Raw genomic sequence first — 20437 nt, 5'->3', positions numbered from 1 at the left:
GCCGGGCAGCGGTGGACGGAGCGGCGCGAGCGCTCCCGGCAGCGAGCTCCTCGCTCGCCGAGCTCGCCCAGCTCGCGTCGTCCCAGCCTGCCTGGAAGGGCCGGCGGTCGGCTCGTCCCTGGCTCGCCGACCCGTACCTCGGTGAGCCGTTCGGCGCGCCGCTTCCTGCCGTACCCGTCAACCAGGCCGACGAGCGCCCCGCGCCGGCTCGCGGGCGAGCCCGTCGACGTCGCGCCGCAGGTGCTTGATCTGCCGCGCGAGGCGGCCGACGCCCTCCTCCACCTGGATCCCGAGCTGCGCGACCTGCTGCTCCAGGCTGCGGAGGCGGTCCTCGTGCGCGGCGAGCGTCGGCGCCGTCTCCGGGCCTCCGAGCTCGTAGACCGTGGTGCGCGACACCCGCATCGTCTCCGGCTCCTTCGCGGTGGAGGGCGGCTGCGTCACCTCGCCTCCCGACCAGAGCCTCGCGGACGCGCGCGGCGAGCGCCGGCGCCCGGGCGCGGTCACGTCGCCTTGAGGAACCTGCGGGCGCCTTCCCATACCGCACCTTCCAGCTCTGATGCCATGTCCGGGCCCAGCGTCAGCGCGTGTCGCCCCGAGGCCACGAGGACGAGCTCCGTCGCGCGGAGGAGCGCGACGGACAGCCGCGCCACCGGTCCGCTCGGCGGATCGACGGACCACGCGACGGCCGTCTGGGTCAGCCGGTGCGAGCCCGCGATCGACGGCCTCGACTTGAGCCTGAGCGCCGGGAGCGGCCTGTAGGCCCCTTCATCGATCACGAAGGTCGCCGTCACATCGACGCTCGCCGCCTCGCCCCCTGGCCAGCCTGTCGCGATGCGGTGAAGCACCTTCGGCCACCCTCCGACGGCGCGGCTGGAGCCCTTGATCCGCTGCGGGATGGACCCTTCCGGCATCATCTCCCAGCGCAGCTTGAGCTGGGCGCTCGTCTCCTCCCCGGGGACCGGACGGAGATCTCCGTAGAGGTACAGGGGATCCACCTCCGCGGTTGTCCCCGTCGGGAGCGCGTAGAAGTAAGCGGAGTAGTCGACCTTCGTCCCGCTCTTCCCCGCACCCGGGATCGCCGACATGCCCGTGGCCTTGACGAACCTGCCCCACTCCCGCGGCGAGGCGCTGGCGCGGAGCACCGCCTCCAGCGAGTCGAGCGTGACGCCGCGCCCGCGCTTCCCCGACTCCGGCGCCGACCCACCTCCGGCACTGCCCTTCACCCGCGCAGCACGTGCTGACACCGGCATGTGATACACGTGACCATTGTATCTACGGAGAAAAAATTATCACTCGGAGGAGACATTTTGTGATTTTGGTAGGTTAATGTATGTATTTGTGGTTTGTTTGGCGGTAAGTGCTGCCCTCAGGGAGCGACTCGCGCGCCCTCTACTTTCGCTCATGCGGCGGGGCCGGGGCCCGTGGGGGCGATGTGGCCTTCCGGTGGGGTTCTCGTCGCGTCGCCGTGGAGTCGCCACGTCCGCCGAGGCGCGCTGTCCGCCTATCAGAGCGGGCGTTCGGTTCGCCGAGGAGCGTTGCGCATCGAGTCATGACGCCCGCGGATCTGCCCGCGCGGCCCTGGGCGCCTGTCCTGCGACGAGGCGGCGGCTCGTCCGGTCCCATGGAGTGGTCGCACCCTGGAGCGTACGCTCGCACACGAGACGAACCGCGAGATGCCCGCAGACAGCGGATCTGGTGCGTCACGGTGCGTCGACGGGACAGGAGGACGTGCGCTGTCGGAGGCGCTGCGCGTGCCTTCCTTGTGCTCGAAGTTCACCCGGCGGGGTCGTCCTTTGATAAGATAGCTAGGACGGACGTAACTGTCCACACGGCGCGCCAAGGGAATCACCGGATCATGAACGACGGCGAAGCGGATGTTCTCGCTACGATGCGAGCGGAATTGGAGGTGCTCCGCTGGCGCAACGCCGAGCTCGAGCGGGAGCTCGCCGAGAAGCAGCGCGTGGAGACCGCCCTGCGGGAGAGCGAGGCGCGCTACAGGGGCATCGTCGAGGACCAGACCGAGCTCATTTGCCGCTTTCGGATGGATGGCACGCTGACCTTCGTCAACGACATCTACTGCCGGTACTTCGAGAAGACGCGGGAGGAGCTGGTCGGCCACCGCTTCATGCCGATGGTCCCCGACGAGGACGGGCCGCTCCTCGCCCGGCAGTTCGCGAAGCTCGGCCCCGAGAACCCGATCGTCCACACAGAGCACCGCGTCATCCTCCCGAACGGCGCGGTGCGCTGGATGCACTGGACCAACCGCGCACCGCTCGGCGAGGGGGGGCCGCTCGCCGAGTTCCAGGCGATCGGCGTCGACGTCACCGAGCGCCGGCACGCCGAGGACGAGGTGAGGCGCCTCAACGCCGAGCTCGAGCTGCGCGTGGCGGACAAGACGAAGCGGCTCGAGCAGATGGTCCGCGAGCTGTCGACCCCGCTCATGCCAGTGGCGGATCAGGTCATCGCGGTGCCGCTGATCGGCTTCCTCGACAGCGACCGCGCCGCGGCGACGCTCGAGACAGTGCTCAACGGGGTCGTCACGCACAGCGCCAGGACGGTAGTCCTCGACATCACCGGCGTGGGGGTCATCGACTCCCAGGTAGCCGACTCGCTCATCCGGCTGGCCAAGGCGGTGAACCTCCTCGGCTCCCAGGTGGTGCTCACCGGCATCCAGCCGCGGATCGCGCAGACGCTGGTCGCGCAGGGCGTCGGTGTGGGTGGCGTCGTGACGCTCCGGACCCTGAAAGAGGGTATCGCGTTCGCCGTGCGGCGCGGGCTCACCGCCCCTCGACCTTCGGCCCGCCAGGGCAGCTAGCTCCGAGCCTCGGAGATCCCGCCAGGGATCACCGCACCACGGAACCAGAACAACCGCGGAGCGGACGCCGAGGCTCGGCGCGCAACATCGAGGAAACAAAGGAAACAAAGCGAGTGCCGCTCGCGCTGCGCCTGCTCGTTCGGGCTCACCGGACAGCCGGCGTGCGCCGGAGAGGGCGCGCCTGCCCACTATCCAGTCTCACGTGCGATCGTGTAGCCTCATCGACGATGGCGCACACGCAAACGACTGCTCAACCCGACGTGCATTCGGCTGCTCACGGGACGAAAGCCAGCGAGGGCTTTCAGCAGATAGGAGGGGACATCGACTCGCGCTACATCAACGAAGATATCGCGCCCGTGCGCTTGGACCAGCGCAAATGGGGGATGAAGGACATCGCTGCGCTGTGGGTCTCCATGTGCGCCTGCACCCCGACGTACATGCTCGCCTCGGGCCTGATCGCCGAAGGAATGAGCTGGGGGCAGGCCGTCCTCACGATCCTCCTCGGCAACGTCATCGTGCTCATGCCCATGATCCTCAACGCGCACGCGGGCACGAAGTACGGCATCCCGTTCCCCGTCTACTGCCGGAGCGCCTTCGGCATCCGAGGGGCGAACGTGCCCGCGGTGCTGCGCGCCCTCGTGGCCTGCGGCTGGTTCGGGATCGGGACGTGGCTCGGCGGGTGGGCCATCTACAAGATCGTGGCGGTCTTCGTCCCGTCGATAGAGCAGATGCCGCCGACGCCGCTGGGCATCAACGTCGCGCAGCTCGTCTGCTTCCTGCTCTTCTGGGGCGTCAACATCTGGATCATTCGCATGGGCATCGAGTCGATCCGGATCCTGCTGAATATCAAGGCGCCTCTCCTGATCGGCCTCGGCCTGGCGCTGCTCCTCTGGGCCTATAGCCGCGCCGGCGGGTTCGGCCCGATGCTCGAGAAGCCCTCGTCCTTCGGGGTGGGGCAGCCCAAGGAGGGCCAGTTCTGGGTCTTCTTCTTCCCGGCGCTCACGGCGATGGTCGGCTTCTGGGCCACCCTGGCCCTCAACATCCCGGACTTCACTCGCTACGCGCACTCGCAGCGCGATCAGGTCATCGGGCAGGCGATCGGCCTGCCGCCCACGATGGCGTTCTTCTCGTTCATCGGCGTCGCCGTCACCTCCGCCACGGTCGTCATCTACGGCGAGACGCTCTGGGATCCGGTCGTCGTCATCACCCGCTTCGAGAACCCGGTCGTCTTGATCATCTCGCTCGCGGCCCTCTGCATCGCCAACCTGGCGACCAACATCGCCGCGAACGTCGTGAGCCCGGCCAACGATTTCTCGAACCTCTGGCCGTCGCGGATCTCCTTCCGCACCGGCGGCCTCATCACCGGGATCATCGGGATCCTGATGCAGCCGTGGCGGCTCGTCAGCGACCCGACGGGGTATATCTTCACCTGGCTCGTCGGCTACTCCGCGCTGCTCGGGCCCCTCGGCGCGATCCTGATCGCGGAGTACTACGTCGTCCGCAGGACCAACCTCGATCTCACCCAGCTCTACAAGCGGGAAGGGATCTACTGGTACGCGGGCGGGTGGAACCCCGTCGCGATCGTCGCCCTCGTCCTCGGCGTCTTGCCCAACTTGCCTGGCTTCTTCGGCACCATCAAGGTCGCGACGGTCTCCAAGGCATGGATGGATCTCTACAGCTACGCCTGGTTCACGGGCTTCGCCATCTCGTTCGTCGTCTACGTCGCCCTCTCGCTGATTCGCCGCCCGGCCAAGCTCGCCGCGGCCTGACCCTCATCGCCTCGCGCCGAGGCGCGCGACCCCACCGCCCATCCAACTCGGCATCAGCGCCGTCGGCCGCGAACGCCGCATCTCCCCCGCGGCGCGCGCCCCCGAGACGCCCTCTGCCTCGGGAGCGCCGCCGGCGCCTCGCCGGCGCGCGCCGCCCCGACGGGTCGCTCTTTTTTTGTAGGCGAGCATTCATCTCGTGATCAACGACGAGACTCGCCGATGGCAACAACGTTGTTGTGGGTCGGGGCCCCACCGTGGGAGACCTGTGGTGTGTTGTGGAGCGCTCCCGCCGCCGAGGCGCTCCGCGCTTTAAAAGTGTCTTGCCAAACAACGTGTGTTGATTCCATTCGTCTGTCTCTTGCTCCGTGGGCGCCTTTCGATGGATCATGAAATGTCGCTCTTCTCCCGCCTTCGAGGTGCCCATGAACAAGATCGTCCTCTGGTCGCTCCCGGCTCTCGCCCTGGCCGCATGCGCTGATAACGGCACGCCTGTCGACGAAACCCCGACCGTCGCGGGCGCCCCGATCACGGTCGCCGCCGCCCGGCCCTACTCCCTCTTCGAGAGCGGCCAGGTCCGCCCTCTCGCCCTCTCGCCCGACGGCTCGATGCTCTTCGCCGTCAACACGCCTGACAACCGGCTCGAGATCTTCAAGGTCCGGAGCGGCACGCTCGAGCACCGCGGCTCCGTCTCCGTGGGACTGGAGCCGGTGGCTGTGGCGGCCCGCAGCGACGACGAGGTCTGGGTCGTCAACCACCTCTCCGACAGTGTGAGCGTGGTCGACGTCTCGAGGCCGAGGAAGCCCCGCGTCGTGCGCACCCTCCTCGTCGGCGACGAGCCTCGCGACATCGTCTTTGCCGGCGCCGGCAAGAGCCGCGCCTTCATCACCACGGCGCACCGCGGCCAGAACAGCCCTGTCGATCCGGCGCTCACCACGCCGGGCGTGGGCCGCGCCGACGTCTGGGTCTTCTCGGCGGCGGGCTCGAGCCCCGCGCCGCTCAACATCATCACCCTCTTCAGCGACACGCCGCGCGCGCTCGCCGCCACGCCCGACGGCTCACGCGTCTATGCGGCGGCCTTCCACTCCGGAAACCGCACCACGGTGATCGAGACCAACGTGGTCAACCTGGGCCTCGGCCTGCCCCCGCCGACCACCAACGCCGCCGGGGTCGCGCAGCCCTCGGCGCCCCTCATCGTCAAATTCGACGGGACGCACTGGGTGGACGAGCTGAATCGATCCTGGGACGACAAGGTGAACCTCTCGTTGCCCGACAAGGACGTCTTCGTCATCGACGCCCTGGCCAACCCGCCCGCGCCCGTCGAGGGGCCCGGGGGCGTGTTCCGCGGAGTCGGCACGGTCCTCTACAACATGGCCGTCAACCCGGTGAGCGGGCGCGTCTACGTGGCCAACACGGAGGCGTTCAACGAGAATCGCTTCGAGGGCCCCGGCGTCTTCGCCGGCCACACCGTGCGCGGCCGCTTCAACCACAACAACATCACGGTGATCGATCCCGCGACGGGCGGCGTCGCCCCGCGGCACCTGAACAAACACATCGATTACAACGCGTGCTGCGCGCCGGTCCCGAACGCCGAGAACCGCAAGAGCCTCGCGCTGCCCACGGGCATGGCCGTCTCCAGCAACGGGAAGAAGCTCTACGTCGCCGCGCTCGGCTCGGACAAGATCGGCGTCTTCAACACCGCCGCGCTCGAGGCCGACACCTTCGTGCCGAGGCTCGCGCGCCAGATCCCGGTCTCCGGCGGCGGGCCGACCGGCGTGGTGCTGGACGAGGCGCGAGGGCAGCTCTACGCCCTCACGCGCTTCGACAACTCCATCTCGATCATCGACGTCGGCGCCAGGGCCGAGATCGCGCACGTGCCCATGTACAGCCCCGAGCCGGAGAGCGTGGTCCGCGGCCGCCGCTTCCTCTACGACGCGTCGTTCACGTCGAGCCACGGCGACTCGGCGTGCGCGAGCTGCCATGTCTTCGGCGATCTCGACAGCCTGGCGTGGGACCTCGGCGACCCCGACGCGGTGAACACGCCGATGCCAGGCCCGTTCGTGCTCGATCCGGCGATCTTCGGCGCGCCCCGCGAGTTCGCCGCGCTCAAGGGGCCGATGACGACGCAGAGCCTGCGCGGGATGGCCAACCACGGGCCGATGCACTGGCGCGGAGACCGCACCGGCGGGAACGACGCGCCGAGCGCGCAGCCGGACAGCGGCACCTTCGACGAGGAGGCCGCGTTCAAGAAGTTCAGCGTCGCCTTCGTCGGCCTGCTCGGGCGGGACGCGCCCATCCCCGCGGCGGACATGCAGGCGTTCACCGACTTCACCATGCAGATGATGTATCCGCCCAACCCCATCCGTCAGCTGGACAACTCGCTCACGGCCGATCAGGCGGCGGGCAAGGCCTTCTTCACCCTGCCGCCCAGCGAGGGCGGCGCGTGCGCCTCGTGCCACGTGCTCGATCCCACGGCCAACGCCGAGCACGGGGTCGCGTTTCCCGGCTTCTTCGGGACCGACGGGCGCTACACGTTCGATTTCATCTTCCAGAGCTTCAAGGTCGCCCAGCTCCGCAACGTCTATCAGAAGGTGGGTATGTTCGGCATGGTGCAGAACCCCCGCTACAACAACCGAAATTTCGAGTTCCAGGGCGATCAGATCCGCGGGTTCGGCTTTGGCCACGACGGGACGATGGATACGATCTTCCGCTTCCACGATCAGAACGGCTTCAACGAGGCGCCGGGGATCGCCGGCTTCCCGCCGGGCGCGGCGGGCGACGTGCTGCGCGGGCAGGTGACCGACTTCCTGCACGCCTTCGACAGCAACCTGGCGCCCATCGTGGGCCAGCAAGCGACGCTCGCCGGCACGGGGGACACGGCCGCCGAGCTGCGGGTGGATCTCCTGATCGCGCGCGCCGACGCGGGGGAGTGCGATCTGGTGGCGAAGGTCCGCATGCACGGGGAGGAGGCGGGCTTCCTCTATCAACAGGGCGCTGGCACATTCCTGCGGGACAGGGCGGCGAGCGCGGCGATCAGCGCGGCGGCGCTGCGCGCGATCGCGGCGTCGGGCAAGGCGCTGACCTTCACCTGCGCGCCGCCGGGCTCGGGGGTGCGGATGGCGCTCGACCGCGACGGCGATGGGGCGCTCGACGGCGACGAGGCGGACGCGTTGACCGACCCGGCCGATCCGGCGAGCGTGCCCTGAGCCTGGGGCCGCGGCGCGCCGCCTCGCGCGCGGTCATCTTCCCCCGATGACCGCGCCGCTCACCGCGTGTCGAGGAGGGCAGGGGGCCCGCCCCGCGCCAGCCGGCGCTCGCCGCCCTACGCCGGAGAGCCAGCCAGATCAGGTGATGGTGAGTCGGACGCTCCCTGCCTCATCCTCTGCTCGCTGGAGCTGATGGGCGAGCATGCGCCTCCAGGGGATCTCCCCGAGGAGGATGTCGTCGATCGCCCAGGTGAGGTGCTCCATGGCGGCTCCCAGGGCCTTCATCCCGTTCGTGAAGATGAGCTCCGTGTCGGGCGTGGTGAACGGCCGCGGCTCCAGGGCCCCCGCGGCGGCGATCGCGGGCGTCATCAGGACCGGGCCCGCGGCGATCACGTCGGGCAGGTGCTCGACGCGGGTGCCGGCCCGCCGGGCGCCGGCCACGCGTCGCTTCACCGCCTCCGCCGGGTTTCCCTCCAGGGCCTTGTCGACGCGGAGGTTCAGCGCCCAGATGGCCGCGTACCAGGGATTGCGGATCGCCGGAAAGCCCCTGTCCCGCTGGATGGCCCCGTCCTCCAGCGAGATCCTCGGCGCGATCATCTTCAGCGGCACGGGGGCGCGCGTCAGCCGCTTCACCGCCGCTACCTGGCGACACGCCTTCACGACGGACTGCCCCTGGCTCTTCGCGGGCACCTTCGCCTGCGCATACAGCGTGTGCTTGACCTCGATGTACGCCAGGACGGCCTCGGCTGGCACGCGCTCCCGGATCGCGAGGTCGCCGCCCAGCCCGCGCAGCGTCGGGAAGCGCGCGGCGTCGTAGATGATGATGTCCTCGCCCTGCTTGTCCCCCGTGACATCCACCACCCAGCCGCGACAGACGCCGGCGCGCTCGGGGAGGAACTTCCGGAGCGCATGGCACATCGCGATCTCCAGCTCGGGACCGAGCTCGAGGGTCGCGAGGGCGCGGAGCTTCCGGAACTCGTCTTCCAGGTGCTCGACGATCTCCTCGGACCAGCCGTCGTAGAACCCGCCGCGCGGCGGGGCCTCCGCGAGGCCGCCCGGCGCGGCCCCGCCGCCGCGCTTCGACGCGGCGATCCCTGGCCGCGTGGTCGTCTTCGCGCGCTTGCCTGCCATCTTCACGTCACCCCCGCCGAGGCTTCCTCGCAAGCCACGCCCGGTCTCCCCACGGGCACGTGAAATCGAGCGGCTTCGTCAGGATCCAGAGCACCGGCAGCGGCGGCGGAGCCGGGGGCGTGGGCCCCGCGCCGTCCGTGAAATAGATCACGCCGGAGACCTTCCGCGCCGCCAGGAACTCCGGGGCGAACACCGGCCGCAGATCGGTCCCGCCGCGGCCGCCGACCTCGTCGAGCCGCCCGTCGAACGCGTACACGCGCCCGATCTCCACGTCGCACTCGACCACCGTGATGCGCGCCGACTCGCTCATCACCTGCAGCTGCCGGGCGATCTCCGAGAGCTCCTCGCGCCGCATGCTCATCGACGTGTCGATCGCGACGAGCACCGACGGCTTCGTGATCGCGCGGGGCGCGTACGTCCTGCCCGGGACCTCGCCGACGCGGCCCGGGAAGCGCCGGTTCGGCCGCGCGTACGTGTGCACCGGCGCGCGCTCCCTCGCCACGAACATCCTGAGCGCTGTCTTCCAGTCGAGCGGGTGCGCGGGCGGGCCTAGCGCGTCGGTCAGCTCCTCGATGAGCCGCCCCGGCGTCTTGCCCGCGAGCAGCAGGCCGGGCACGTCCGCCGGATCGCCGTCGTTCGCGAGCGCGTCCGCCTCCTCGGCGGCGCGCAGCAGGAGCTGCCGCGTCTGCTCCACCGCGCCCGGCTCCCGCGAGGGGCGCCGGAGCACGCGGTGATCGTCGACGGCCTCTCCGCCGCGCTGCGGGAGCTTGCCCTCGCGCGCCGCGCTCACGAGCAGCTCGTAGCGCTCGAGCGTGCTCTGGCCGCCGCGCAGGCCGATCGGGGCGTAGGGCTGCCAGCGGATCGGATCGGGCAGCGGCTCCTCGATGTACTCGTTGGCCGACATCTCCAGGGCGAGGTCCATGAGCTCCGGCTCGTCGGCGCCCGCGAACTTGGGGTGGCACAGGTGCCCGAGCGCGACGTGGTGCACCTCGTGGAGGAGCACGCCCCGCAGGAACACGGGCTCGTCCATGAACGACTCCACGTTGACGTGGAGGAAGAAGCGGCCATCGAACAGCGAGACGGCCATGCGCTTGACCGATGGGTCCGCGACCGGCGCGAGCCGCGCGAGGATCGCCGCGTAGCAGGGGTACCGCTCCAGAAAGCCGGGATCGCGCACGAAGGCGTCGAGCCACGCGGCGAGCGCGTCCTCGGGCACCTCGCCGCGCCCCGCGGTCTCGCTCATTGCGGCCGGACCGGCGTGACGCCGTGCTTCTTCAGCGCCCCCGCGAGTCGGAGGGCCCAGCGCTCCGGCAGCTGCGCGAGCAGCTGGCCCAGGCACACGCGCGCGACGTTGCTCCGCCGCACGTCGACGAGCTTCGCCTGCTGCGCGAGGTGCGCCGACAGCGCGGTCACGACGAGCCCCACGCGGTGCTGCCGCAGCGGATCGGCGCGCCACGCCAGCACCTTCTGCTCGGCGGCGCTGCCCGCGTAGTTCTGGAGCAGCTCCTCGGGGCGGACGTCGATGAGCTGCGTGGCCGTCGCGTTGCCGCCGAGCGCGTCCTGGAGCCGCTCGCGGTGGTCGCCCGGCAGGTCGGCGAGCAGCGCCTCGAACGCCCCCAGCGACAGCTTGCGCTGCGCCGCGAGCACGCCGACCTCCGGCCCCTCGAGCAGCGGCGCGAGCCGCGTCGTCACCTCGTCGAACCGGTCGGTCTCCCCGCGCTCGCGCGCCGCGCGCAGCACCTTGCCCGCCGGCGAGCTCGGCCCGTAATCGGCGAGCAGCGCGCGCAGATCGAACGGCAGCCGCGTCGACCAGGTGTCCTTCGACGCGAGCAGGAGCTCGACCCAGCTCGGGGGCAGGTACCCGCCCAGGGCGTCGCGCAGGAGCACGCCGTCCGCGAGCTCCTCGGGGCGGAGCGCGCTCAGCACGTGCGACGCATAGGTCCACGTGCGCGGGGGCACGTCGTCCAGGACGCGCTCGTGCCCCTGCGCGAGGGCGATCACGCCCGGGTGGAGCCCGTTCACCTGCGCCCAGGCGAGCCAGGACGCGCGGTCCGCGCGGACGTTCAGGTGGAGGAACCGCGCGCGGAGCGCGCGATCGAGGGGGGTCACCTGGTAATCGGCCGACTCGGGGTTGACGGCGGCGAAGCACACCCAGCCCGCGGGCAGCTCGTACTCGTGCAGCCGCCGGGCGCTGAGCAGCTGGAGCGCCGGCTGCTGGATGTACCGCTCCGCCCGGTTGAGCTCTTCGAGCATCAGGATGCCGGCGCCGTCCTGGGGCAGCACCGACGGCGCCGCGTAGGTGGTCCGGCCGTCCCGGATGACCGGCAGGCCGACGAGGTCGGGCGGCTCGAGCAGGCTCAGATCGAGCACGACGGTGGCGATGCCGAGCCGCTCGGCGAGCTGCCGGACGAGCTCGCTCTTGCCGATCCCCGTGGGCCCCTCGAGCAGCACCGCGCGGCGCGCGCGGTAGGCGAGCTCGAGCACGGCCTCGAGGCGCGGCCCGAGCGGGATGGGCGCGGAGCGTCCCTCGAGGAGGTTCGGTGAAGTCGCCGGGGTCGGCCTGCCCGGCGCGTTGCCATCGGATCTGGGCTTCGTCACGGAGGAGAGGGGGTGCCGCGCGAGGGCGCGAAGAAAGGACCGCCGGGGCCCAGGAGGCTCGGCCCTTCCGTACCCGACGGGCTTCCGGCGCGCTTCGTCTTTCTTGCCGGGTCGCCCCGAGCTCTAGCAGCCGCTGCGCGACCTGTCATTCACCACCGCCCACGCGACGGGGCGGGCCGCGGCGCGCTCAGGCGCCAAGGAGCAGCCCGAGGGCGGCTGCGAGCGCGGCGTCGCTCCACGAGGACAGCCCGCGGGGCAGGAGCACGGTCGCGTGATGAGGCTGGCCTTCGCAGCGCCGCGGTCCCTCGTAGGTGCGCCCCGTCCGCGTGAGCTCGTAGCTGCAGCGCCCGATCGTGCCCGTGAGCTGCCGTTCGTCCAGCCGGTAGTCGGAGAGGGCGCCAGCCAGGAGGCCCTGCGCGCGGAGCCCTGCCTCCGCCCGGGTCACCGAGAGCTCCAGCGGCATGGCGCCGACGATGCCGGCCGCGCGCTGGCCCGTCGCGGTGACGTTCACGGTCCGGTTGAACGCCACGCCCCGGACTGTCTGCCCGTCGCGCCCTTTGTCGGCGGCGTACACGCCGAGGTTCACGTCCGGGCCGACGACGCGCCCCGGTTCGAAGTCGGCGCTGACGAGCTCGCCCCGGGCGGTCAGCAGGATGAACTCGTTCGGCCCCGCGGCGCGGAAGATGTCCTCGCGCGCAGGGGATTCGGCGCCCGGCGCCGTCCCGCACGCTGCGGTGAGCGACAGCGCGAGCGCGAGTAGCCAGTGAGCGCGCCCGGGGAGAAGGTTCATCCGCATCGCAACACCTCGCCGCCCGATCGGGTGTGCCCGATCGGCCATGCGCAACGTGATGCCGGTGATGCCGGACCGGTAGACGCCTGTACCGCCGGGAGCGCGCTTCACGGATCCGTTCCTGATGCCATCGGCGACGCCCCAGGCGAATCCGTCCCGAGGGCTCCTCCCATTCCGCCCACCTCAGCTACATGCCAAGTAGAGCGGCGGTCGCCCGCACAGGAGACGGGCCCAGATCGGCGTTTTCGGCGCGCAAGCGCACTCCGGTGCGCTGAGCACCGAAAACGTCGAGGTGGGCCCGTATCCGAAGCGGGCGACCGCCGCTCGCTCTAGCGGGGGAGAACGAGGGGGGCGCAGGTCGAGACGCCTGCGCCGACGATGCGGAAGCCGATGTCCGTCATGTAGTCCGTGTCGATCGAGCCGTCCGACGGTCGATAGCGGCTCACGTTGGTGGTGCGCGACGGGGACCCGAGCTCGCTCGGGGCGGTGTAGAAATAGAAGTCGCCACCCCAGAACGAGAACGCCCAGGCGCTGGGGGTCTCGATGCCCGGCAGGTCCGTGGTCTCGATGATCTCGCCGGTCTCCTTGTCGATCTCGGCGAGCTGAACCGGGGTGGTCGTGAAGAAGCCGAAGAGGCGTCCATCCCCGGTGCCGGTGAGCTCCGCCGAGATGTCGCGCATCGAGCCGCTGAACTCGCCGACCGGCGTCACGGACGCGCCGTCGATCCTCCCCAGCCCGATGCCCGGCGTGCCCGTGGCGCCCGCCACGAACAGCTCCTCGGTGTCCGGGCGCGAGAGGTCGCTCGAGAAGCCCATGCCGAGCCGGGACCACCCGTCGGAGAGCGTGGCCCCGGAGGGCTCGCAGCTCGCGTCCTCGGTGCTGACCTTGAACAACGTCCCCTCGCTGTCGTCGGGCTCCACGTAGTTGACCCACGCCACCGCGTTGCGATCGATCGCCATCGAGTTCGGATCCATGCCGGTCCGGCACCCCAGGACACCAATCTTCGTGAACTCCTTACGATCGGGCCTGAAGCTGTAGAGCTCGTTGTCCTGTGAGAGCACATACACGAGGGATGCTCGCTCGATGCACCCGTTGTCAGGGGCCCCACTCCCGTTGCCCTCATTCCCGACGCCTCCGCTGTTCCCGCCGATATCGGTGCCGGAGCCAAACGGGTCGTCCTGGCCGCCCGCGCCGCTCCCTTCACCGCTCTCTTCGCCGCTCTCTCCGGCGCCCGAGGACGGGTCGGTCTCCGTCGCGGACGTGCCGCGGTTGGACGCGCTGCAACCGGCCGCGGCGAGCGCGATCCAGAAGCACCATCGTGCGATTCGCATATCCGCTCTCCCTTTCGCGTGATTCGCTCTTATAGCCGCGAAGCGCGCTCACGGGTACACGAAGTCGCACCCTCGCTCAATGGGGCGTCCAGGTCGAACAGCCCTTGGCGGGCGGGGTCATCAGTAGATAGGGATGACCTCGTCTGACTGGCAGCAATAGTAGGCCAGGCTCTCCGGTGTCACCTGGCCCATGGCGACTCCTCCGGTCGGGGCGCACCTGCCTGGGTCGTCCCTGATCCATCGCGCCTCCATGCTCTCGAGCCGCAGATCCGGCCCCGCGACGCACTTCGGCCCGGCCATCGTCACCGTCTCTGCGCCGAGGAGCTCGCGACAGCTGCCGTCCTCGTAGACCGAGACGAGCGCGGTGCACGTGGCGTCCTCGAGCTCCTCGCACACGCAAGGCGTGCAGCTGCGCGTGTCGTCGAAGCCCTCGGCGACCGCCAGCAGATCGGGATACGGCTCAGGGCACTCCGGCGTGTGCTGGAGGAGATAGCGGATGCACATCGTGAAGCCCCCGGACCGCTGCCTGGGGGCCGCGACACACATCATCGAGGGATTTCTGCACTTGTTCTCGTCGGCCGCGCCGGTGCACGCGCGCACCCGGGTGCTCGCGGGGGCGGCCAGCTCGGGCGGCGCTCCTCCGGGATCGTGCGTCGGGGCGCAGACGCTCACGGTCGGCGCCGGGATGAGGAGCGAGCCGAGCTCGCCCGAGGTCGCCGCGGCCGGCGCCGTACACGCGCCGCTCCACCCCTCGGGGGCGGCGAACGACGTGGACGCCGTCCCGTCGCACGTGGCCGAGGCGCTCCCCAGAAGGCCTGAAGGCAGCTCGCAGGAGGGCTTCGTGCAAACGCACGTCGGACACCTGTGCTCGCCGCCGAATCCGCTGTAACCGTCGAACAGGAGATCCGGCGCCTCCACCGGGCACTCCGGTGGGGACGTCCCGCCGGTCGCGTCGCCCCTCCAGAGCAGGATGGGAGCGTCGAACCCGAGGGACGGCGGCGGCACGCACGCGCCGTCGCACACGGGGCACGGATCATTGCACTCGTGAGCATCCAGGCTGAAGCACGGCTCGTCGCACGAATAGATCTGGACAGCGCCGCCTTCCCAGCAGCCCGCGAAGCTGCCGGCGCCGGCGAGCGCGAGCGCGATGCCGAATGGGTCCTTCCTTCTCCTCATCGTGATGGTCCTTCTCTCGCGTGTCGCGTTTCGGCTCTTCGGCAGGGGCGCCGCGACGATCGCTCGGCGCTGCCCCAAGCCTCTCTCTTCCCGCTCCTTCACGCCGGCGAGGCGACCCGACCGGGGGCGCGCGGCGCCCTTGTCACTTCGGAGCCAAGGAGAGCTCGCACTTCTATTTCATACTTGGGCAGGCGAGGACAAGGAAGCCGAATCTGCCGTGAAGGCGCGATGACTCGAGTGTATATCGAGTGTATTTCGATAGGCCCCGAGAAGATCTCAGCATTTGTTGGTCGTGCGCTTTTCGTGAGAATCTCACCGCGGAGGGTGGAAGGCAGGTGGCGCTGCCGCGCTGCCGGCGGGAATCGGGCCGCGCCGGTCGTGGCGGGCGGCGCGCGCAGGGAGGTGCGGGCAGCGCGCGCGGCGGCGGGCGAGAGCAACCTGAGCAGCCGAGGGCCTCGCGCGGCTCCGGAGCGTCCGTGGCGGAGCGACACAGCGACGTTCCCTGCGCCGTGCGTTCAGTGAGGAGCAGTCGCTTGTCCTAAGCCATACCATACCGTATGGTATTGTTTGAAGGTGAGGCCACGATGGATCCACTTCTCTCGAGCGCGGCGGTCGTCGTCCCGCTCATCGTGCTGGTCGCCGGCGTGTCCCGGCTCGGAGCGCCGCGCGGCGTGTCGCCATGGACGCTGCTTGGCCTGCTCGCGATCCTGTGCGCGGCCGGGGCGCTGGGCGCGGGGGTCCCACGGCGGGACGTGCTTGCCCTGGCGTCGGGCGGCGCCCTCGGGGTGCTCGCGGCGATTCACGTCTACTGGGGCCTGGGAGGCGCGTGGCCCGGGGATGCCCGGCACGAGAAGGTGGAGATGGTGGTCGGCTTGCCCAAGGGGAGTCCCTTTCCTTCCCTCGGCGCATGTCTCGTCGTGGCGTGTCTCCTCGCGTCGTCTGCCGCGCTGGTGCTGGCCCAGCGGTACGGCGGCGGCGGTTCGCCGACGCTGCTCCGGCTCGGCGCGTGGGCCGTCGCGCTGGTGCTCGGGGCGCGGGGCGTCGGCGGTTACCTCGAGGCTCGCCTTCGGCCCGACACGCGCGCGCTGCCGTATCACCGGCTGAACCGCCTCGTGTACTCGCCGCTCTCGCTCACCCTCGCCGCCGCTGTTGCGGGCGCCACGCTCGACTGACCCGCATGGCGCGCACCTCGAGGAACGACTGGCTCGACCAGGGGCTCGACGCGCTCCGCGACGGCGGCGAGGGCGCGCTGACGATCGACGGGCTCTGCGCGAGGCTCGGGCGAACGAAGGGCTCGTTCTATCACCACTTCGAGGACATCGCGGCGTTCCTCGTGGCGCTCCTCGCTCGCTGGGAGGAGCGGCAGACGTCGGCGCCGATCCACCACGCCGAGGCGGGCGGGAGCCCCGAACAGAAGCGGCAGCGGCTCTCCGCGGTCGTGCGCTCGCTCGACGGCCGGCTCGAGCTCGCCGTGCGGGCGTGGGCGCTCCGAGACGAGCGCGCCGCGGCCGTGCTCCGGCGCGTCGACGCGCGCCGCGTCGAGTACCTCGCGTCCCTGTACGCCTCCGAGGGGCGCGCGCGCGGCGCCGCCTTGCTGCTCGCGCGGCTGGAGTACGCGGCCTTCGTCGGCGCGCAGATGCTCTTCTCCGACCTCTCGGTCGAGGGCGCGCGCTCGCTGGGGCTCGCGCTCGATCGCGCGCTCGAGCTCCTGGCCAAGGACGAGCGTGTCGCGCGTCCGCCGGGCGCGACACGGAGGCGGCGAGCGACCTGAGGCCTGGCGGCGCGGGCGCGCCTATCGCTGCGACCGCTCGAACGCGTCCACTGCGTCGAGCTGGGGCCGGAGCAGGGCGCGCTCCTCGTCGGAGAGCGGCGCCTCGCCGATCTCGTCGCGCAGGGCGCGGGCGCGCGCCTGTTCGCCCAGGGCGACAGCGAGCTCTAGCCGGGCGGCGAGGGCGCGGGCGCGCTCGAGCGGGTCGTCCGGCTCCTTCCGGGCGAGCGCCACGTCGAGGACCTTGGCGGCCGCGGCGTCGTCGTTCCTGAAGTCGCGCAGCCGCGCCGCCGCGCGCAGGGCCTTGCCCAGCCTCGAGTCCGAGCGCGACCCGGCGGCCCCCTCGTCGTAGTCGTCCGGCGCGTCCCGCCGGATGAAGATCACCGAGTTGCCCGCGACGTCGACCACCGTGAAGCGGCTCTGCCCCTTCTTCATGCGCGAGATCCTGGGCAGGCCGGAGATCGGCAGCTTGCCGTACGCCCGCCGCAGCCCCTCCGCGAACGTCTCGTGGAGCCGCTCGACCTCGGGGACGATCACCAGGCACGTGCTGTACGCCTGCCTGGGATCCAGCCCCTTGAGGCCCACGAAGTGCAGGTGGACCTCCCCGCGGCGCGTCGCAGCATACACGTTCGGCGCTGTCTGCTGGTGGGTGACCTCGAAGCCCAGGGCGCCGTAGAACGCCAGGGTCTCGGGCAGCGACACGCACGGGAGCACGGGAATCGTCATCGCTTCGCTCATGGGATCACGCCTTTCGAGCGGGTCGCGCAGGCGACGCCGCGTCCTCTTCGAGCACACGTCGGGCCTGTCGCAGCGCATCGAGGGTCGCGTGCAGGCTCGACAGATCGAGCCGCTTGCCGATCCGATCTGCCCACGCGGCGTGGCGCGCCTCTACCTGCCGCAGGGCCTCGCGCCCTGCCGCCGTCATCGCGATGAGCTTGGCCGTGCGGTGGTGAGGGTTCTCGACATACTCGACGAACCCCTCGCGCTCGAGGGCGTCGGCTATCTGCTGCACGCCCTGGCGGGTCAGCCCCATCGTCCGAGCGACGTTCGAGACCGGCGCCGGGCCGTGGTCCACGACGCCGAGCACCTGCCAGCGCGCGCTCGTGAGCCCCGCCGGCCTGGCCAGGGCGTCCCCGGCCTCGAGCGCCAGACCATTCAAGCGGAACACCTCGATCACCAGCTCGCTGAGCGCGGTCGCCTCCGCGGTGAGCCTCGTCATTGGAAGTAACCTGTCATATTGACAGCTACTTGTCAAAATAAGCGCTGCGCCGACGTCCTCGGCCTGGCTTGCATCTCAAGGAGCTCGGCGCGGTAGGGAGGCCCGGCGGGATATTTCAAGGCGCGGATCCCATGCCAGGTTTGAAAGCGGAGATCTCAGAATCGAAAGGTGTCGGGGGTATCCTTAAGGGTAACCCCAGGAACAGAGAAGGGGATAGCCTTGGCCCGTGTCCTGCTAAGTACGGACGTCAGAGCGCCCGTGACGGCTTCCCCCCCCCGCCGTCGAATGGGCGCTCTGTTTTTTGTCTCGCCGGATCGGGCGAGGGGACGCGAGGGGACGCGCCGCCCATCGATGTGGCTGACGGGCGCCCTGCGAGCGCGGGGATGCGCGTCCAGGGCGCGTGGGTGGCCGAGCGTGGATTGGACTCCCTGGCTTCCGCCGAGCCGATGGATTTGCTAACTCCGGGGCGCCACGGGGGAGGTTCTCCCGGCTGCCCGGCGGCGCATTGACGACATCCGCGTGAGATCCCCAGGCGCACTCTTCTCCCTCGCGCTCGCGGCCGCCGCCACCTTGCATGCGGGCGAGGCGCGCCCTCAGCCTGCAGGCCGCCCGGCCGGTGAGCCGGCAGGAACCGAGGCGGCGCAGGCGCCCGGCGTGGCCCCGGCCGAGCCGCCGGCTCCCGTGGTCACCGACGGACAGGCCGTCGCGCCCGCCGGGATCGAGGTCACCGTCGAGGGCAACCGGGCTCCGCCAGGCTCCGTCTCGCTCACGCGGCGCGACGTCCGCGAGCTGCCCGGCGCGCTCGGCGACCCCTACCGCGCCATCGAGATCCAGCCCGGCGTGACCTCCATCGCGAGCGGCATGCCGTACTACTACATCCGCGGCGCGCCGCCGGGGAACATCGGCTACTTCTTCAACGGCATCCAGGTCCCGCTCCTCTTTCACGTGGGCGCCGGCCCCAGCGTCATCCCGGCCGCGATGGTCCAGCGCGTCGAGATGCACCTCGGCCCCTATCCCTCGGACATCGGGCGGCTCGCGGGCGCGGCGATCGAGGCCGAGAGCGCGCCGCCGTCCGACGTCTGGCGCGGGGAGGGGAGCCTCCGGTTCGTCGACCTCGGCGGCGTCGTGGAGGGGCCGATGGACAGCGACACCCACGTCCTCGTGGGAGGGCGCTACGCCGCCGGCGCGGCGCTCACCTCGGCGCTCGTCCCGAGCGTCGACGTGGGCTACGCCGACTACCAGGGCCGGATGACGCACCGGCTCGGGCCGGAGGAGCGCTTCACCGTCTTCGCCTTCGGCGCGTACGACTACCTCGCCAGCATCGGCGAGGAGGACGGCGCCGAGGCGACTGACGTCCTCCTCGACAGCGACTTCCACCGCCTGGACCTGCGCTACGACCGCGACGACGCCGCCTCGGGCGCGCGCGTCAGGTCGGCGCTCACCCTCGGGCTCGACCGGTCGCGCGGGGTCGGCGTGGAGAGCGCCGAGGCCTGGAAGCTCAACGCGAGGGTGAGCCTCGCCCGGCCCATCCTCGCGGGGCGCGCGCTCGTGCGGGTGGGCGTCGACGCCGCGGTCGACCGCTACGTGGTGACGCCGCGCCCCAGCGCTTCGGACGGCGAGCCCGGAGGCGGCGCGTCCACCGAGGAGGACACGCCCGCCGAGGGGACGGCCCAGCTCGACGAGAGCTTCCCCGAGCTCTTCCGCAGCCGGCTCGACCTCGCGCTGGGCGCGTGGGCCGACGCGCTGCTCGTGCTCGACGAGCGGTCGACGCTCACGCCCGGCGTGCGCGTGGACCACTACACCTCGCTCGGCAAGAGCGCGCTCGCCGTCGACCCGAGGATCGTCGGCCGCTTCGGCGTCGGCGACCACGTGCGGCTCATCCCGGCGTTCGGCCTCGCCTCGCAGCTGCCCGGCCTCGCCCCGCTGCCGGCGCTGCAGATCGGCGGCATCCCGGGGGGGCTGCAGCGCAGCCTGCAGTCGAGCTTCGGCGTCGAGGTCGACGCGGGCCCGGTCAACTTCAGCGCCACGGTGTTTCGACAGGCGACCTTCGGCCTGAGCGATCCGATCGGGACGGGCCGCGGCACGACCCTCAGCACGGAGCGCTTCCTCACGCGGAGCCTCGGCGACACGTACGGTCTCGAGCTCGGGGCGCGCGGGGCGCTCCGCCGCGACATGTTCTTCCTGGCGTCGTACACGCTGTCGCGCTCCACGCGCACGCGGGGCAGGTCGACGATCCCCTCCGCCTACGACCGGACGCACGTGGCGCACCTCGCGCTGCTCTACGACCTCGGCGCGGGCTGGCGCGCCGGGATCCGCCACGTCTTCTACACCGGCTTTCCCGCCGACGAGGCCGCCCCGGGCCGCCTCCCGCGCGAGCACCCGGACCGCATCGCGCCGTTCTACCGGCTCGACATGCGCCTGTCGAAGCGCTGGGCGCTGGGCGCGCGGAGGTACCTCGGCCTCGTGCTCGACGTGCAGAACGCGACGCTTGCGAAGGAGGTGTTCGACGTGAGCTGCGATGACAGCGGGTGCACGCCGCGGAAGATCGGGCCTATCACGATGCCGGGGCTCGCGATCGAGGGCGGTTTCTGAGGGGAATCTGAGGGGAACGCGGCCAGCGACGCCGCGGCAGACTGG

General features: G+C 71.0%; 16 protein-coding genes. 6 read left to right on the top strand and 10 right to left on the bottom strand.

The genetic code is table 11. From position 1 onward, the window contains the following. Window positions 1-177: 177 nt before the first annotated feature. Window positions 178-441: a hypothetical protein gene (locus WME73_RS26255; protein ID WP_437911304.1), complete on the bottom strand. Its 264-nt coding sequence runs from the start codon at window positions 439-441 to the stop codon at window positions 178-180. Window positions 442-500: 59 nt separating this feature from the next. Further along, window positions 501-1250 carry a hypothetical protein gene (locus WME73_RS26250; protein ID WP_437739123.1) on the bottom strand — a complete coding sequence of 250 codons (750 nt, stop codon included), beginning with the start codon at window positions 1248-1250 and terminating at the stop codon, window positions 501-503. Between the two features lie 638 nt (window positions 1251-1888). On the opposite strand from WME73_RS26250, the gene WME73_RS26245 reads away from it, so the two are divergent. The 3 genes from WME73_RS26245 to WME73_RS26235 all read left to right on the top strand — a co-directional run bounded on the left by WME73_RS26245 (window position 1889) and on the right by WME73_RS26235 (window position 7787). Continuing rightward, a complete protein-coding gene (locus WME73_RS26245; protein ID WP_437911303.1) occupies window positions 1889-2815 on the top strand; it encodes a PAS domain S-box protein in 927 nt (308 codons plus the stop codon). A gap of 227 nt (window positions 2816-3042) precedes the next feature. After that, window positions 3043-4584: an NCS1 family nucleobase:cation symporter-1 gene (locus WME73_RS26240; protein WP_437911302.1), complete on the top strand. Its 1542-nt coding sequence runs from the start codon at window positions 3043-3045 to the stop codon at window positions 4582-4584. Window positions 4585-5006: 422 nt separating this feature from the next. After that, window positions 5007-7787, top strand: coding sequence for a hypothetical protein (locus tag WME73_RS26235; protein WP_437911301.1), 2781 nt, complete (start codon window positions 5007-5009; stop codon window positions 7785-7787). A gap of 138 nt (window positions 7788-7925) precedes the next feature. On the opposite strand, the gene WME73_RS26230 is transcribed toward WME73_RS26235, so the two are convergent. From WME73_RS26230 to WME73_RS26205, 6 genes are all read right to left on the bottom strand, one after another. Beyond that, complete coding sequence (locus WME73_RS26230) at window positions 7926-8918, bottom strand: DUF6602 domain-containing protein (protein ID WP_437748030.1); 993 nt, start codon at window positions 8916-8918, stop codon at window positions 7926-7928. 7 nt (window positions 8919-8925) lie between these two features. After that, on the bottom strand, window positions 8926-10161 hold the full coding sequence (locus WME73_RS26225; protein ID WP_437739119.1) for a vWA domain-containing protein: 1236 nt from the start codon (window positions 10159-10161) through the stop codon (window positions 8926-8928). After that, on the bottom strand, window positions 10158-11516 hold the full coding sequence (locus tag WME73_RS26220; protein ID WP_437911300.1) for an AAA family ATPase: 1359 nt from the start codon (window positions 11514-11516) through the stop codon (window positions 10158-10160). The genes WME73_RS26225 and WME73_RS26220 overlap by 4 nt, the downstream gene beginning before the upstream one ends. Window positions 11517-11703: 187 nt before the next feature. Next, complete coding sequence (locus WME73_RS26215; RefSeq protein ID WP_437911299.1) at window positions 11704-12417, bottom strand: hypothetical protein; 714 nt, start codon at window positions 12415-12417, stop codon at window positions 11704-11706. Between the two features lie 218 nt (window positions 12418-12635). Next, window positions 12636-13637 carry a hypothetical protein gene (locus WME73_RS26210; protein WP_437739116.1) on the bottom strand — a complete coding sequence of 334 codons (1002 nt, stop codon included), beginning with the start codon at window positions 13635-13637 and terminating at the stop codon, window positions 12636-12638. Between the two features lie 120 nt (window positions 13638-13757). Then, a complete protein-coding gene (locus WME73_RS26205; protein ID WP_437911298.1) occupies window positions 13758-14813 on the bottom strand; it encodes a hypothetical protein in 1056 nt (351 codons plus the stop codon). 584 nt (window positions 14814-15397) lie between these two features. Between WME73_RS26205 and WME73_RS26200 the strand changes: the two genes are divergently transcribed. Next, on the top strand, window positions 15398-15985 hold the full coding sequence (locus WME73_RS26200) for a DUF3995 domain-containing protein (RefSeq protein ID WP_437911297.1): 588 nt from the start codon (window positions 15398-15400) through the stop codon (window positions 15983-15985). Window positions 15986-15990: 5 nt separating this feature from the next. Then, window positions 15991-16584, top strand: a complete 594-nt coding sequence (locus WME73_RS26195; RefSeq protein WP_437911296.1) for a TetR/AcrR family transcriptional regulator — start codon at window positions 15991-15993, stop codon at window positions 16582-16584. A gap of 21 nt (window positions 16585-16605) precedes the next feature. Here WME73_RS26195 and WME73_RS26190 read toward each other — a convergent pair whose 3' ends face one another. Further along, window positions 16606-17319 carry a hypothetical protein gene (locus tag WME73_RS26190; protein ID WP_437911295.1) on the bottom strand — a complete coding sequence of 238 codons (714 nt, stop codon included), beginning with the start codon at window positions 17317-17319 and terminating at the stop codon, window positions 16606-16608. 4 nt (window positions 17320-17323) lie between these two features. Then, complete coding sequence (locus WME73_RS26185; RefSeq protein ID WP_437849502.1) at window positions 17324-17800, bottom strand: MarR family winged helix-turn-helix transcriptional regulator; 477 nt, start codon at window positions 17798-17800, stop codon at window positions 17324-17326. Window positions 17801-18319: 519 nt separating this feature from the next. Here WME73_RS26185 and WME73_RS26180 point away from each other — a divergent pair. After that, entirely contained in the window at window positions 18320-20392 is a 2073-nt protein-coding gene (locus WME73_RS26180; RefSeq protein ID WP_437911294.1) for a TonB-dependent receptor plug domain-containing protein, read from the top strand. Window positions 20393-20437 lie beyond the last annotated feature (45 nt).

Source organism: Sorangium sp. So ce302, from assembly GCF_051530145.1.
Taxonomy (GTDB): Bacteria; Myxococcota_A; Polyangia; order Polyangiales; family Polyangiaceae; genus Sorangium; species Sorangium cellulosum_B.
The sequence above is the reverse complement of the archived record's forward strand: the minus strand, read 5'-3'. Positions and strand labels throughout refer to the sequence as shown.

Excerpts from the sequence above, each read along its gene's own strand:
- WME73_RS26235 (WP_437911301.1), top strand. The coding sequence starts at position 5,007 with ATGAACAAGATCGTCCTCTGGTCGCTCCCGGCTCTCGCCCTGGCCGCA.
- WME73_RS26195 (WP_437911296.1), top strand. The coding sequence starts at position 15,991 with ATGGCGCGCACCTCGAGGAACGACTGGCTCGACCAGGGGCTCGACGCG.
- WME73_RS26250 (WP_437739123.1), bottom strand. The coding sequence starts at position 1,250 with ATGCCGGTGTCAGCACGTGCTGCGCGGGTGAAGGGCAGTGCCGGAGGT.
- WME73_RS26205 (WP_437911298.1), bottom strand. The coding sequence starts at position 14,813 with ATGAGGAGAAGGAAGGACCCATTCGGCATCGCGCTCGCGCTCGCCGGC.
- WME73_RS26225 (WP_437739119.1), bottom strand. The coding sequence starts at position 10,161 with ATGAGCGAGACCGCGGGGCGCGGCGAGGTGCCCGAGGACGCGCTCGCC.
- WME73_RS26200 (WP_437911297.1), top strand. The coding sequence starts at position 15,398 with ATGGATCCACTTCTCTCGAGCGCGGCGGTCGTCGTCCCGCTCATCGTG.
- WME73_RS26190 (WP_437911295.1), bottom strand. The coding sequence starts at position 17,319 with ATGAGCGAAGCGATGACGATTCCCGTGCTCCCGTGCGTGTCGCTGCCC.
- WME73_RS26230 (WP_437748030.1), bottom strand. The coding sequence starts at position 8,918 with ATGGCAGGCAAGCGCGCGAAGACGACCACGCGGCCAGGGATCGCCGCG.
- WME73_RS26210 (WP_437739116.1), bottom strand. The coding sequence starts at position 13,637 with ATGCGAATCGCACGATGGTGCTTCTGGATCGCGCTCGCCGCGGCCGGT.
- WME73_RS26185 (WP_437849502.1), bottom strand. The coding sequence starts at position 17,800 with ATGACGAGGCTCACCGCGGAGGCGACCGCGCTCAGCGAGCTGGTGATC.
- WME73_RS26240 (WP_437911302.1), top strand. The coding sequence starts at position 3,043 with ATGGCGCACACGCAAACGACTGCTCAACCCGACGTGCATTCGGCTGCT.
- WME73_RS26245 (WP_437911303.1), top strand. The coding sequence starts at position 1,889 with ATGCGAGCGGAATTGGAGGTGCTCCGCTGGCGCAACGCCGAGCTCGAG.